We start from the raw sequence: 14,985 nt of genomic DNA, 5'->3' as shown, positions 1-14,985 counted from the left end.
CTTCTCCCTACCGCAGCCGGGGCTTGATCTGCTCGACGAAAATGGTCTGCTTCTGCTCGGCCGTGAGATGGCACGCGCCGCCCCGGCCCGCCGGCAGCAGCGGGAGTTCGTCCACGCACCGCGCGCCCCCGACCTCGCCCTGGAAGGCGCAGCGGGGGTGGAACCGGCAGCCCGACGGCGGCCTCAGCAGGGAGGGCGGCGCGCCGGGGATGGGCGCCAGCGGGGTGTCGAGGTCCGAGTCCAGCCGTGGCATCGAGTTCAGCAGGCCCCAGGTGTAGGGGTGCTGGGGCGAGCGCAGCACCTCGTCGACCGTGCCGCGTTCCACGGCTCCGCCCGCGTACATCACCATGATGTCGTCGGCCATGTCCGCGATCACGCCCAGGTCGTGCGTGATGAAGATGATCGCCGAGCCGAACTCCTGCTGGAGGTTCTTCAGGAGGTCGAGGATCTGGGCCTGCACGGTGACGTCGAGCGCGGTGGTCGGCTCGTCCGCGATCAGGAGGTCGGGGTCGCAGACCAGTGCCATCGCGATCATCGCGCGCTGGCGCATGCCGCCGGAGAACTGGTGCGGGTAGTCCTTCGCCCGCTCCTTGGGGTTGGGGATGCCGACCTTGCCGAGCATCTCCACCGCGCGGTCCCAGGCCGCCTTCTTCGACGCCCCGGTGTGCTTCCAGAACGGCTCCGCGATCTGCCGGCCCACCGTGTAGTACGGGGAGAGCGCCGTCAGCGGGTCCTGGAAGATCATCGCGGCCTTGTTGCCGCGCACCTTCTCCAGCTCGGCCTCGCGGGCGGTGATCAGCTCCTGGCCGTCCAGGACGATCTCGCCCTCGATGCTCGTGAACATCGGGTTGTGCAGGCCGAGGACCGTCAGGTTGGTCACCGACTTGCCGGAGCCCGACTCCCCCACGATGCCGAGGGTCTTGCCCCGCTCCAGGTCGAAGGAGAGCCCGTCCACGGCCTTGACGACGCCGTCCTCGGTCTTGAACCGGACGTACAGGTCGCGCACCGAGAGGAAGGGGCCCGAGCCCGCCGGGGCCGCGGCACCCGATTCCTTGGTCGAAGTGGTCACGGATCGCTCCTAGGACAGCCGCACGCGCGGGTCGATGAAGGCGTAGCAGGCATCCACGATGATGTTGAACAGCAGGATCATGGCGGCGGAGAAGAGCATCACGCCCAGCAGCAGCGGCAGGTCGCTGAAGAAGACCGACTCGACGGCGAGCTTGCCGAGGCCGGGCAGTCCGAAGGTGTACTCGGTGATGATCGCGCCGCCCAGCAGCGAGCCGAGGTCGATGCCGAAGATGGTGACGATGGGGATCAGGGATCCGCGCCAGGCGTAGCGGAAGAAGACGTACTTGCGCGACATGCCCTTGGCCCGCGCGGTACGGACGTGTTCCTCCTGGAGCTGCTCGATCATCGACGAGCGCGCCATACGGGTGTACTGCGAGGCGAAGATCGTGGACAGGATCACCCAGGGGATGATCAGTCCGCTGAACCAGCTGGCCGGGTTCGCGGTGAAGTCGTTGTAGGCGGGCTTGTCGAAGAGGTGGCTCTGGTAGACGAGGGCCGCGAGCGCCAGCGGGCCGAGGAAGTAGATCTGCATCGAGCTGAGCACCATCGCGCCGGCCGTCACCGTCTTGTCCACGAGCGTGCCGCGCTTCCACGCGGAGAGCATGCCCGTGCCGAGACCCACGAACAGGAAGCAGACGGCGGCGCCCAGCGTCAGCGAGACCGTCGTGGGCAGACGGTCCATCAGTGTGCCCCAGACCGCCTCGTTGGTGTGGTACGAGTACCCGAAACAGGGTGCGGGGCACGGACCCTGGTCGAAGCCGTTGCTGCCCAGCACGAGGTTGTGCAGGAAGACCCAGTACTGCTCGGGGATCGACTTGTCGAGGCCGAGCACATGATGGATGTTCGCGAGGTTGGCGGGCGTGCATGTCTTGCCGCACATCAGCAGTCCCGGGTCCCTCGGCATCCCGAAGAACAGCAGGAACGCGACGATGCTCAGCAGGAAGAGGATGACGGCGGCGCCGAGTGTCCGGCGAATGAGGAAGCGCAGCATGGCAGGGGCAGCTCTCAGACGTCAGCGGGCCCGGCGGGGCCCGGCGCGTGTGCCCCGCCGAGGGCGAGCGCGCCGGGCCCCGTCAGAGCGACGGTTACTTGACGAACAGGCGACGGGGGTCGACGCCGCCGATCACGTCGTCGTAGACCATGCCGCCGACCTTGGAGCCGGCGATCTGGGTCTGCTTGTAGTAGCCGGTCGGGACCTCGTTGACGACGTCCTTGACCAGGTACTGGTCGACCTTCTCCCACTCGGCCGCGGCCTTGACCGGGTCGGTGATCTTGTTGATGCGGTCGATGTCCGCGTTCACCTTGGGGTCGTTGACCTGCGAGTAGTTCTGCGCGCCGTCGGCGATACCGCGGCCGTCGTACAGCGGCGGGATCACGGTCGAGGCGGACGGCCAGTCGGCACCCCACGCGGTGTGGAAGATGTCGTAGTTGTTGTCCAGCTTGCTGACCTGGTCGTAGTAGGTCTCGGCCGGGATCTCCTGGCGCTGGACGTCGAAGCCGGCCTTCTTCAGACCCGCCGCCATGGCGGTGGAGTACTGCTGGCCCTCGGGGGTGTTGATGTAGCCGAAGGTCAGCTTCATGCCCACCTTGCCCGCTTCCTTCAGCAGGGCCTTGGCCTTCTCCGGGTCACCGGCCGGCTTCTTCTTCTTGCCGAACGGGTCGAAGGAGGCGTCGTAGCCGCTGACGGTCGGGCTGATGAGACCGCCGGCGACCTCCATCGCGTCGGTGCCGCCGTAGGCACGCACGAACGGCGTGATCGGCAGGGCGTAGGCGATGGCCTGGCGGATCTTCTTGTCCTTGAGGGCCGGGTGGCTCATGTTGATGTTCATCTGGCCGACGTAGGGCTGGAAGCCCGAGACCGTACGGGACTTCAGCTTCGGGTCGGCGAGGACCTTGGAGAGGTTGCCCGCGTCGACCTGGTTGTTGAAGCTGATGCCGGCCTGGTCGGCGCCGGTGTCCGCCAGCAGCGTCTTGGTGGACGCCTCGTACTGCTGGTTGAACGTGATGTTGAACTTGTCCACGTACTGGTGGCGGATCGGGTCCGTCTTCGGGTCCCAGTTGGTGTTCTTCACGAGGACCATCGACTTGCCGGACTTGAACGACTCGATCTTGTACGGTCCGGTCGTCACGGGCGCCCGGTCGTACTTCGTCTTGGTGTCGCCCTTGGCGGAGACGACCGCGTAGCCCGCCATGGCGAGGGCGTACGGCAGGTCGGGGTGCGAGCTCTTGAACTTGAAGACGATGGTTTTGTCGTCCGGCGTCTGCAGGATGTCGTCCGACAGGTGCTTGCCCTTGTAGGGGCCGTCCTTCAGCAGCTTGCGGTAGTCCGCGCCGGGGGTGTCGGCGAGCCACTGCTGGATGTAGGGCGGGCCCTGGTTGATGAACGGCGCGAACATGCGCTCGAAGGTGTGGCGGACGTCCTTGGACGTGATCGGCGAACCGTCCGCGAACTTGATGCCGTCCTTGAGCGTGTACTTCCAGGTCTTGCCGCCGTCCGTCGTGGTGCCGGAGTCGGTGGCGAGGTCACCGACGACCTCGTGCTTGGAACCGTCGTCGCTCGTGGCCTTGTACCCGGTCAGCCCACGGTGGATCAGCGTGGCCAGGGAGCCCTCGTCGGAGACGTAGATCTGGCCCGGGTCCAGGTGCGCGTAGCTGTCGCGCTGGAGGACCTCCATCGTGCCGCCGCTCTTCGCGCCGGGCACCTCGGCCGCGGGGCCGGTGGAGGCGGCGGCGTCGCCGAACTTGATCGACTGCTGCTGCCGCTGCGCGTTCTCCTTGTCCTTCTTGTTGTCGTTCCCCTTGTCGCTGCCGCCCTTGCTGCAACCGGTGAGCACGAGAGCTCCCGCCGCGAGCACTGAGATTGCGGCGTATGCGTGGCGTCCGCCCCTACTCATCACTCAGATTCCTACCCATCTGTTGTCACCGGTGCGAACGAGTGCACCTGTGGTGCCGGTGAGTTGCGGTCTGCGGTCTTCGGACCGGTGTCGGACATTGCGGTGCTGTGGAAGTGCCGTTCGTGAACGGGGCGAAGGCGCCCACAACTGTGTGGTCAGCGAGCCGTCTTGGGATCGAAGGCGTCCCTGACCGAATCCCCGAGCAGGTTGAACGCGACGACGAAAATGATCATCGAGACGCCCGGGAAGAACATGTAGGTGATGTCGTTCTGCAGGACGAGTTCCGTCGAGGCCTTGGAGAACATCTGTCCCCAGTCGGGCGTCGGTTCGACGATTCCGACGCCGAGGAACGACAGACCCGCCTCGATCGTCACGAAGTTGGGGAGCAGATAGGTCGTCTGCACCAGCAGCGGTGTCACCACGTTGGGCAGCACCTCCTTGCGGATGATCCGCCAGGGGGACGCCCCGCTCACCTTGGCGGCCTCGATGAACTCCCGCTCGCGCAGGGAGAGCGAGGTCCCGCGCAGGATGCGGGCGAGACTCATCCAGCCGAGGAACCACTGGACGACGATCAGAGCGACCACGCGCACATAGGTCGGTGTCTCGTCGCGCGGACTCACGAAGAGCGAGACCACGACCGGCATGCTCGCGATGAAGAACAACTGCGAGGGGAAGGCCAGCAGGAAGTCGATGACCCGGCTGATGACGAAGTCGGCCCTCCTGCCGACGTAGCCGGCGGTGACGCCCAGCAGGATGCCGGTGAGCACGACCGTCACCGTCACCGCCACGGAGATCATCAGCGAGGTGCGGATGCCGTAGATGAGCTTGGTGAAGACGTCGTAGCCGTTGCCCGGCTCCAGGCCGAACCAGAACTCGCCGCTGATCCCGCCGTTGGGCTGGAGCGGCACGCCCGCGCTGTCGAAGAGCTCGGGGCGCTCGTCCGCGTACACCGTGTACGGGTTCTTGCCGTACAGCTTGGAGATCAGCGGGGCCGCCAGCCCGATCAGGAAGTAGAACCCCACGACGTAGGCGGAGACGACCCCCGAGCGGTCCCGTTTGAAGCGGGCCCACATCAACTGGCCGGGAGACCGGCCGACGAGCTGCTCGCCCTCGGGTTTCGTGGCCGCCGCCCGCCCGCCGTGTGCGACGACCGGTTCCGCGCCGTCCTCAGTCTCGATAGGACTCGTCACAATTCGCCCATTCCGCAAGTGTGGGTGTGCCGTACCCGGCGGAGCCGGTCCGCCGGAGCGGATCAGGCCGTGCCGAGTCGGCGGCCGTCACCTGGCGTGCCGACCACCGTTCGGTTCAGAAGAGACGTCGATCGCCCGGCGGTCGTCCGGAAACCCCAGCGGGACGCGCGTAGTTGAGACCACGTCACGGTCCTTCGGGCCGGGCGGGACGGCGCCGGCTCCGCGTCAGTACGCGCGGGCGCGGATCCGTGCTCGGAACTCCGCGCCGTCGTCGCGGACCGCAGGGGACGATGTGACCCACAGGGCGCTGGTGACACCGCACATGGGTACCTCCTCATGACTCAACCGGTGCACGGACAGGAGGGGCGCTGCTGACCTCCGACACCCCTGACGGAGGATCAAGCACCCCACTGTGCTCGTGAGTCGGCGCTGTCCCCACAGCGCATGACCCATTGACCCGAGCGTTACGCGGCTAACTATGTGACATGAGCCAGATAACCGACCACAGCCTTTAGGTCTCGGTTCCATCACAGCTGCCGCGTACATCTTCCAAAATCTGGACAAAATGATCTGCGGGAGAAGCCCCCGAAACGGACGTGTTACATGCGTATCGGTCTGGAGGTACCGGATTTCGGACACGGGAGGGCGGAAAACGGGTGGCAAAAAGCCCGGGCACCCCCATGCGGGGGCACCCGGGCTCCGAATGCCGGTGGATCAGCCGGCCGGACCCGAAGGATCAGGCCGGCGAGGGCCGGTGGATCAGCCGTGCTTGGCGCGGCTCGCGGTGCGGGCGCGGTCGCGCTGGTCGAGCACGACCTTGCGGATGCGAACGGCCTCCGGGGTCACCTCGACGCACTCGTCGTCGCGGCAGAACTCCAGCGACTGCTCCAGCGAGAGCTTGCGCGGCGGGACGATCGCCTCGAACGAGTCGGCCGAGGACGACCGCATGTTCGTGAGCTTCTTCTCCTTGGTGATGTTCACGTCCATGTCGTCGGAGCGCGAGTTCTCGCCGACGATCATGCCCTCGTACACCTCGGTGCCGGGGTCGGTGAACAGCACGCCGCGCTCCTGGAGGTTCGTCATCGCGAACGCGGTGACGGCGCCGGCGCGGTCGGCGACGAGCGAGCCGTTGTTACGGGTCGCCAGGTTGCCGAACCACGGCTCGTGGCCCTCGTGGATGGAGTGGCCGATGCCGGTGCCGCGGGTCTGGGTCAGGAACTCGGTCCGGAAGCCGATCAGACCGCGGGACGGAACGACGAACTCCATGCGGACCCAGCCGGAGCCGTGGTTCGACATGTTGTCCATCCGGCCCTTGCGGACACCCATGAGCTGCGTGACCGCGCCCATGTGCTCCTCGGGCACGTCGATCGTCATGCGCTCGACGGGCTCGTAGGTCTTGCCGTCGATCTCCTGGGTGACGACCTGGGGCTTGCCGATGGTCAGCTCGAAGCCCTCGCGGCGCATCTGCTCGACCAGGATGGCGAGCGCGAGCTCACCACGGCCCTGGACCTCCCAGGCGTCCGGGCGCTCGGTGTCGAGCACACGGAGGGAGACGTTACCGATCAGCTCGCGGTCGAGGCGGTCCTTGACCTGGCGGGCGGTGACCTTGCGGTCCTTGACCGCGGCCTTGGCGTCCGCGCCCTTGCCCGTGCCACCGCGGCCGACGAGCGGCGAGGTGTTGGTACCGATGGTCATGGAGATCGCCGGCTCGTCGACCGTGATCAGCGGCAGCGCGATCGGGTTCTCGGTGTCGGCGAGGGTCTCACCGATCATGATGTCCGCGATACCGGCGACGGCGCAGATGTCACCGGGGCCGGCCACCTCGGCGGGCTTGCGGGTGAGCGCCTCGGTCATCAGCAGCTCGGTGATGCGCACGTTGGACATCGTGCCGTCGCGCTTGATCCACGTGACGGTCTGGCCCTTGCGCAGCTCGCCCTGCTCGACGCGCAGCAGCGCGATACGGCCGAGGAAGTTGTCGGCGTCCAGGTTGGTGACGTGGGCCTGGAGCGGCGCGGTCTCGTCGTAGGACGGGGCCGGGACGTGCTCGAGGATCGTCGAGAAGAACGGCTCCAGGTTCTCGCTGTCGGCCGGGACGGTGCCGTCCTGCGGCTTGGTCAGCGAGGCCACGCCGTCACGCGCGCAGGCGTAGACGATCGGGAACTCGATCTGGTCCTCGTCGGCGTCCAGGTCGAGGAAGAGGTCGTAGGTCTCGTTGACGACCTCGTCGATCCGCGAGTCCGGGCGGTCCGTCTTGTTGATGCAGAGGATGACGGGCAGACGCTGCTGGAGCGCCTTGCGCAGCACGAAGCGGGTCTGCGGCAGCGGGCCCTCGGAGGCGTCGACCAGCAGGACGACCGCGTCCACCATCGACAGGCCGCGCTCGACCTCACCACCGAAGTCGGCGTGGCCGGGGGTGTCGATGATGTTGATCGTGATGGCGTCGCCGCCATCCTTCGGGTGGTACTTGACCGCCGTGTTCTTCGCCAGGATCGTGATGCCCTTCTCACGTTCCAGGTCGTTCGAGTCCATCATGCGGTCGTCGAGCGACTCGGCGGCGTGCGCGGCGAAGGCACCGGCCTGCTTGAGCATGGCGTCGACCAGAGTGGTCTTGCCGTGGTCGACGTGGGCGACGATGGCGACGTTGCGGATGTCGTGGCGCGTGGCCATAGTGAGGCGCTTCTCCCGGAGTGAGTGGACGGCCTCCGCATCCGCGGGGCCACTGCCGGGCTGAACACGCCACGGCCTTACCCCATGGTACGTGGCCTTGACAGAAGCGGCCTCCGCAGGGTTGCCGGGGCCCGGACGGACCGGGCCCGCCACGGGGCGGCCCCGGTCCGTTCACCCGCAGGTCACCGGCTCTTCGACGGGCTCGCCGAGGGCTTCGCGCCCTTCTTCAGGAAGCCCATGTCCTCGTACACCGGGGTCTGGAACCCGAAGGCTCCGGTGTTCGCCAGGCCGATGCGGGCGGCGGCGAGCTGGGGGCGCTGGTAGAGGGGGATGGAGCCGGCGGCGGCCCAGATGCGGGCGTCCGCCTTGCGGACCAGGGAGCGCTCCTCGTCCTCGTTCAGGGTGGAGAGCGCCTGGTCGAAGAGCTGGTCGACCTGGTCGGTGCCGACGCGGGTGTAGTTCTGCTCGATGCTCAGCGAGCCGTCCGCCGCCGGGACGGGCTTGGCGTAGATCGGGCGGGCGTCGGTGGCCGGGAAGGCGGAGGCGGGCCACGAGTAGAGCGCCAGGTCGTACTGTCCCGAGGCGATGTGGTCCTTGAAGTAGCTCTCGTCGGAGACCTTCGTGACGTCCGTACGGACCCCGATGCGCCGGAGCATCTGCGCGATCCGGTCGGCCACGAGGCGCAGGGACTCCGAGCCCGCGCCGGAGGGCACGACGAAGCGGAGCGTCAGCGGCTTGCCGTCCTTGGCGAGGACGCCGGCCGCGGCGCCCGCCGGGGCGGCCGTCCCCTTGGGCGCGTACGCCCCCGGGAGGCCGCCCCGTCCGGCGTACTGCCGGCCGTCCAGGTTCCGGGCGGCCTGCTCGTCCGTGAAGGCGCCCGGCCGCGTGCCGGCCTGCTGCTCCTGCTTCCTCGCGTGGTCCTTGGGGTCCTGCGCCGGCGCCCGGCCCACCCCGGCGGGCTTGTCGTCGTCGCCGAGGACGTACGTCCCGCCGGCGCCCGGCCTGCCGTCCTCGGCGGAGTCCCCCTTCCGGCCCTTGGACCCGGCCGCCTTCTCCGTCTTCTTCTGCTCCGTGACCGGCCCGCCCGGCACCCACCCGGCGTCCGCGAGCAGCGCCCGCGCCTCGGCGGCGTCCTGTTCGCCGAGGGCGCCGCTGTTGTCGGCGTACGCGGCCTGTCCGGCCAGGGCGAGATGGCTGCCGACCGGCTCGGCGGGCAGGCCGAGCGGCCGGAGGACGATCCTGGCGAGTTCCTTGCGGTCCAGGGCGCGGGCCACCGCGCGGCGGACGCGCTCGTCGGCGAGGGGGCCCTCCGAGCCGTTGAGGGCGAGCTGCGTGTAGGCGGGTTCGAGGGACTTGCGGATCACGAACTCGCTCAGCGCCGACCGCGCGGGAGCCTTCTTCGCCCCGGCCCCGTTCCCCTTCGCGCCCGGCTCCCCCTTCTCACCCCCGTCGCCTTCCTCGTCCTCGTCGCTCTTCTTGTGGCCGGTGCTCTTCTTGTGCCCGGTGCTCTTCTCGTCCTCGTCCTCGTCGCTCTTCGCGTGCCCGGTGCTCTTCCCGCTCTTCCCGCTCTTCTCCTCCTTGTCGGTCTTCTCTTCCCCGTCGCCCTCGTCGCTGTCGTCGTGCCTGCTCTTCTTCTCGCTCTTCTCGCTCTTCTCGCTCTTCTCGCTCCGGGTGCCCTCCTCGTCCTCGTCGCTCCTGTCGCTCTTCCCCTCCGCCGCGTTCTTCCCGTCCTCCTCGGACTCGCTCCCCTCGCTCTTCTCGCCCTTCTTCTTCGGCGTGCCCTTCCCGCTCTTCTCCGCGGACGGTTCCCTCTCGCCCGTCGCGGAGGCCCCCTGCAACGGGGCGCCGTCCTTGCTCCGGGCCGCGAGGGTGACCCGCTCGGCCTCGGCGGGGTCGACCTCGGCCAGGTCGAGCTCGTCGGCGGCGAGCGCCTCGGCCCGCTTGTCACGGGCCACGGCCACCAGATCGATCTCGTCGAGCTTGCTGGGCCGACCCCACCAGCGCGCGTTGCGCGTGAGCCGGACCCGGCCCGCCTTGCGGTCGACCGTCTTCACCGCGAAGGGTCCCGCGCTGACCTTGAGCTTGCGCCGCGCGCCGTCGTTGAAGGAGTCCGCGGTCCCCATGACGTCCTTCGGGTACAGCGGCGAGAACAGCGCCTTCCAGTCGGCGTAGGGCCGGCTGAACGTGACGCGGACCTCCAGGTCGTTCTTGCCCCGCTCGATCTTCTCGATCCGGTCGTAACCGGCGTTGCGTGCCGTCCAGTACGCGGAGTCCTTGCCGGACAGGGCGCGCCACTGGGCGGCGAAGTCGGCGGCGCCGATCTCGCGTCCGTCGCTCCACACCGCCTGCTGGTTGAGCTTGTACAGCACGACCTGCTTGGGCGACGTCCCCACGACCTTCGCCGACTCCAGGTAGTCGGAGTCGACCTGCGGCCGCCCGTTCGCGTCCAGCCGGTACATCGACGGCAGGACGGCACCGGCGACCCGGGAGGTCGCGGCGTCGGCGTCCGCCTGGAACGTGTTCAGCGTCTCCGGTACGGCGTCCACGGCCCAGCGCAGGGTGCCTCCGTCGGCGATCAGGTCACGGGACGCGGGCGCGATGTCCTGCACGGCCGCGGCCCTGTCCGTCTCGTCGTCCGCGCTGCACGCCGCGAGGGCGGGTACCGCGAGCACGCCCGCGGTGAGGAATGCGGCCGAGCGCATCACCGCGCGCAGTCCGACGCCTTCGTGGGACATCACTGCAACCTCCGGGGGACGCTCCGCCGCGGGGGCAGGTCTGCTTCTGATCCCGTTCGGCGGTATTAGGGAGCTGATCTGATCTACGTGCTAACTGAAGAGCAGTGCTGCGGAGCGTCGGCGGAGACACGGCGACGGGCGCGGGCAACCCCACTCGTGCGGCGCAATCCGGAACCGCGCCCGGAACCGCGTCCCGGGCGTGTCGCGGACAGGGCACCCGCGGGAGCGGGAATCCGCCGCCCGGTCCCCCGTGCCGTCCCGCCTGCCGCGCGGCCCCCCGGCCCGCCCGGGGCGCGTGGGGAGACCGGCCGGCGCGAGGGCGGACGACCCCGGCGCGCGGAGTCCGTTCTGGAGCGCGACGGCCTTCAATCCGTGCACACGCCTTCACACGGGTGCGGGTGACGCGCAACACTCGCAGGCGCATGAACGTTGCCGCCTGAAGGCCCCGGGGCCCACGGAAGTGAGGGCAAGTCATGTCCGTTCACGACGACCTGACGTCGGTCCAGCGCTGTCTCGACGATCTACAGCGGTCGGTGCGGCGCCTGGAACAGCAGCTGGGCGCCGGTCTGGAGATGCGCCGTGTGCGCGCCGACACCGACCATCTGCGCGAGAGCCTCGCGCTGCTGCGCGAGTCCGCCGGACCCTCCCCGAGGCGCCCCACCGGGCCCGGGCCGGCGGTGTCCGCCTCCGGCCGGCTGCCCGACCTGGTGACCGTCTCCGACACCCCGTACGACAGCTCCTTGTGGACCGATTCCGACGACGAGGGTCTCGGCGCACACCACGGTCCCTCCCACTAGCGCCCCCGACCCCGGCGCGCCCCCGAACCCGACCGGAGTGCGAAGTTGGCCACTGGTACGGAACCTCATCTGAACAGCGGCGGTGTACGCACCGGTACGCGCGCCGCGATCGCCGCCCCGCATCTGCGGACCGACCGCTGGTGGCTGGCGCCCGCCGCCACCGCGGCCGGGTTGCTGGCCTTCGTCGTGTACTCGACCTGGCGGGCCTTCGCGGACACGCACTACTACGCGGCGCCGTACGTCTCGCCGTTCTACTCGCCGTGTCTGGCCGAGCGGTGCGGGACCATGCGCGCCGGGCCGAACGCGGACCTGTTCGGGAGCTGGTGGACCCTCTCCCCCGCGATCATCATCCTGGTCTTCCCGCTCGGCTTCCGGCTGACCTGCTACTACTACCGCAAGGCCTACTACCGCGGCTTCTGGGCGAGCCCACCGGCCTGCGCGGTGGCCGAGCCGCACAAGAAGTACACCGGCGAGACCCGCTTCCCGCTGATCCTGCAGAACATCCACCGGTACTTCTTCTACGCGGCCCTCGTCGTCGCCGGCGTCCTCACGTACGACACCGTGCTCTCCTTCCGCGACGAGCACTACGCCTGGGGCCACATGGGCCTCGGCACGCTGGTGTTCCTGGTCAACATCACGCTGATCTGGGCGTACACCCTCTCCTGCCACTCCTGCCGGCACATCGTCGGCGGGAAGCTCAAGCACTTCTCCAAGCATCCCGTGCGGTACCGGATGTGGCAGTGGGTCGGGAAGCTGAACGCCCGTCACATGCTGCTGGCCTGGGCGTCGTTGGTGAGCGTGGCGCTCGCCGACTTCTACGTGTACCTGGTCGCGTCCGGCGCCTTCGACGATCCGCGCTTCTTCTAGATTGGGTGGAGCCCCCTGATGTCCGTGGTCGACCGACAGGAGTGGGACGTCGTCGTGGTCGGTGCCGGTGGCGCCGGGCTGCGCGCCGCGATCGAGGCACGCGAACGCGGCGCCCGTACGGCGGTGATCTGCAAGTCGCTGTTCGGCAAGGCCCACACGGTGATGGCCGAGGGCGGCATCGCGGCGGCGATGGGCAATGTGAACTCGGGCGACAACTGGGAGGTCCACTTCCGCGACACCATGCGCGGCGGCAAGTTCCTCAACCAGTGGCGGATGGCCGAGCTGCACGCCCGTGAGGCACCGGACCGGGTCTGGGAACTGGAGACCTGGGGTGCCCTGTTCGACCGGACGAAGGACGGGCGGATCTCGCAACGCAACTTCGGCGGCCACGAGTATCCGCGCCTCGCCCACGTCGGCGACCGCACCGGCCTCGAACTGATCCGCACGCTCCAGCAGAAGATCGTGTCCCTCCAGCAGGAGGACATGAAGGAGACCGGGGACTACGAGTCGCGCCTGAAGGTCTATCAGGAGTGCACCGTCACCCGTGTGCTGAAGGACGGCGAGCGGGTCTCCGGGGTCTTCTGCTACGAGCGGGAGTCCGGACGCTTCTTCACCCTGGAGGCGCCCTCGGTGGTGATCGCCACCGGAGGCATCGGCAAGTCCTTCAAGGTGACGTCCAACTCGTGGGAGTACACGGGCGACGGGCACGCGCTGGCACTGCTCGCCGGGGCGCCGCTGCTGAACATGGAGTTCGTGCAGTTCCACCCGACGGGCATGGTCTGGCCGCCGTCGGTCAAGGGCATCCTCGTCACCGAGTCGGTGCGCGGCGACGGCGGGGTGCTGCGCAACTCCGAGGGCAAGCGGTTCATGTTCGACTACATCCCCGACGTCTTCAAGGAGAAGTACGCGCAGTCGGAGGAGGAGGGCGACCGCTGGTACGAGGACCCGGACCACAACCGGCGTCCTCCGGAGCTGCTGCCGCGCGACGAGGTGGCACGGGCGATCAACTCCGAGGTCAAGGCGGGCCGCGGCTCCCCGCACGGCGGCGTCTTCCTCGACGTGTCCACCCGGATGCCGGCCGAGGTGATCAGGCGCCGGCTGCCGTCCATGTACCACCAGTTCAAGGAACTGGCCGACGTCGACATCACGGCGGAGGCCATGGAGGTCGGGCCCACCTGCCACTACGTCATGGGCGGCATCGCCGTCGACTCGGACACCGCGGCGGCACGCGGGGTGCCCGGTCTCTTCGCGGCCGGCGAGGTCGCGGGCGGCATGCACGGCTCCAACCGGCTGGGCGGCAACTCCCTCTCCGACCTCCTGGTGTTCGGGCGGCGGGCCGGATGGCACGCGGCCGAGTACGCGGCCGGGCTCACCGGGGAGGACACCCGCCCGCCGGTGGACGACGCCCAGGTCGACGCGGCCGCCGCGGAGGCGCTGCGGCCCTTCTCGGCCGAGGGGCCCGAGTCCGTCCCCGCGTCCGCCGACGGCGTCACCGCCGTCTCGCAGCCGCCCGAGAACCCGTACACCCTGCACCAGGAGCTCCAGCAGGCCATGAACGACCTGGTCGGCATCATCCGCCGGGAGGCCGAGATGGAGCAGGCCCTGGAGAAGCTCGCCGAGCTGCGGGTACGGGCGCGCCGGGCCGGGGTGGAGGGCCACCGCCAGTTCAACCCGGGCTGGCACCTCGCCCTCGACCTCAGGAACATGCTCCTGGTCAGCGAGTGCGTCGCGCGGGCTGCACTGGAGCGCGCGGAGTCGCGCGGCGGGCACACCCGGGAGGACCACCCGGCGATGGAGCGCTCCTGGCGCCGGATCAACCTGCTGTGCCGGCTCGCCGACCCCACCGGCGGGCTGGCCGCCACCGACCCGGTGGCCGGACAGATCGACCTGGTGAACGAGACCACCCGGCCCATCCGCCCCGACCTGCTCGCCCTCTTCGAGAAGGAGGAGCTGGTCAAGTACCTCGCCGAAGAGGAGCTGTACGAATGAGCAGCTACGAGGCCCGCTTCAAGGTGTGGCGCGGGGACGTGAAGGGCGGCGGCCTGGAGGACTTCGGGGTCGAGGTCAACGAGGGCGAGGTGGTGCTCGACATCATCCACCGGCTCCAGGCGACCCAGGCCCCGGACCTCGCCGTGCGCTGGAACTGCAAGGCGGGCAAGTGCGGTTCGTGCTCGGCGGAGATCAACGGCCGGCCGCGGCTGATGTGCATGACGCGGATGTCGGTGTTCACCCGGGAGGAGACGATCACCGTCACCCCGCTGCGCGCCTTCCCGGTCGTACGCGACCTGGTGACCGACGTCGGCTTCAACTACGACAAGGCGCGACAGGTCCCCGCCTTCGTCCCGCCCGCCGGGGTCGGGCCCGGCGAGTACCGGATGATGCAGGAGGACGTCGACCGGTCGCAGGAGTTCCGCAAGTGCATCGAGTGCTTCCTGTGCCAGGACACCTGCCACGTGGTCCGTGACCACGAGGAGAACAAGCCCGCGTTCGCCGGGCCGCGCTTCCTGATGCGGGTGGCGGAGCTGGACATGCACCCGCTGGACTCGGCCGCGGACTCCGGCCTGGACCGCAAGGCCACGGCCCAGGACGAGCACGGCCTCGGCTACTGCAACATCACCAAGTGCTGCACGGAGGTCTGCCCCGAGGGCATCAGGATCACGGACAACGCGCTGATCCCGCTGAAGGAGCGGGCGGTCGACCGCAAGTACGACCCGCTCGTGTGGCTGGGTTCGAAGATCGGCAGGCGGCGGACGTAGGAGGGGCGGGC

At 69.0% G+C, this 14,985-nt stretch carries 10 protein-coding genes; 4 read left to right on the top strand and 6 right to left on the bottom strand.

From position 1 onward, the window contains the following. Nucleotides 1-7 precede the first annotated feature (7 nt). The 6 genes from CW362_RS04190 to CW362_RS44330 form a co-directional block, all read right to left on the bottom strand. A complete protein-coding gene (locus CW362_RS04190) occupies nt 8-1,069 on the bottom strand; it encodes an ABC transporter ATP-binding protein (RefSeq protein WP_103547971.1) in 1,062 nt (353 codons plus the stop codon). A 9-nt stretch (nt 1,070-1,078) separates the two neighbouring features. Next, nucleotides 1,079-2,059 (bottom strand): ABC transporter permease, encoded by a 981-nt coding sequence (locus CW362_RS04185; RefSeq protein WP_103547970.1) that lies wholly within the window; start codon nt 2,057-2,059, stop codon nt 1,079-1,081. Between the two features lie 94 nt (nt 2,060-2,153). Next, nucleotides 2,154-3,962 (bottom strand): ABC transporter substrate-binding protein, encoded by a 1,809-nt coding sequence (locus CW362_RS04180; protein ID WP_103547969.1) that lies wholly within the window; start codon nt 3,960-3,962, stop codon nt 2,154-2,156. A 155-nt stretch (nt 3,963-4,117) separates the two neighbouring features. Continuing rightward, nucleotides 4,118-5,152 carry an ABC transporter permease gene (locus tag CW362_RS04175; protein WP_376453249.1) on the bottom strand — a complete coding sequence of 345 codons (1,035 nt, stop codon included), beginning with the start codon at nt 5,150-5,152 and terminating at the stop codon, nt 4,118-4,120. 759 nt (nt 5,153-5,911) lie between these two features. Continuing rightward, entirely contained in the window at nt 5,912-7,819 is a 1,908-nt protein-coding gene (gene typA, locus CW362_RS04170; RefSeq protein WP_103547968.1) for a translational GTPase TypA, read from the bottom strand. A 182-nt stretch (nt 7,820-8,001) separates the two neighbouring features. Next, nucleotides 8,002-10,554 (bottom strand): ABC transporter substrate-binding protein, encoded by a 2,553-nt coding sequence (locus CW362_RS44330; protein WP_240657638.1) that lies wholly within the window; start codon nt 10,552-10,554, stop codon nt 8,002-8,004. 473 nt (nt 10,555-11,027) lie between these two features. Between CW362_RS44330 and CW362_RS04155 the strand changes: the two genes are divergently transcribed. The 4 genes from CW362_RS04155 to CW362_RS04140 are packed head-to-tail and all read left to right on the top strand — an operon-like array spanning nt 11,028 to nt 14,974. Next, on the top strand, nt 11,028-11,351 hold the full coding sequence (locus tag CW362_RS04155; protein WP_103547967.1) for a hypothetical protein: 324 nt from the start codon (nt 11,028-11,030) through the stop codon (nt 11,349-11,351). Nucleotides 11,352-11,396: 45 nt separating this feature from the next. After that, the gene (locus CW362_RS04150) at nt 11,397-12,218 is read left to right on the top strand and encodes a hypothetical protein (RefSeq protein ID WP_103547966.1); all 822 of its coding nucleotides are present in this window, start codon (nt 11,397-11,399) and stop codon (nt 12,216-12,218) included. Between the two features lie 18 nt (nt 12,219-12,236). Beyond that, nucleotides 12,237-14,207, top strand: a complete 1,971-nt coding sequence (locus CW362_RS04145) for a fumarate reductase/succinate dehydrogenase flavoprotein subunit (protein ID WP_103547965.1) — start codon at nt 12,237-12,239, stop codon at nt 14,205-14,207. After that, a complete protein-coding gene (locus CW362_RS04140) occupies nt 14,204-14,974 on the top strand; it encodes a succinate dehydrogenase/fumarate reductase iron-sulfur subunit (RefSeq protein ID WP_103547964.1) in 771 nt (256 codons plus the stop codon). The genes CW362_RS04145 and CW362_RS04140 overlap by 4 nt, the downstream gene beginning before the upstream one ends. The last annotated feature ends 11 nt before the right edge of the window (nt 14,975-14,985 follow it).

This window comes from Streptomyces populi, from assembly GCF_002911015.1.
GTDB lineage: Bacteria > Actinomycetota > Actinomycetes > Streptomycetales > Streptomycetaceae > Streptomyces > Streptomyces populi.
This window is presented reverse-complemented; position numbering and strand designations above follow the sequence as displayed.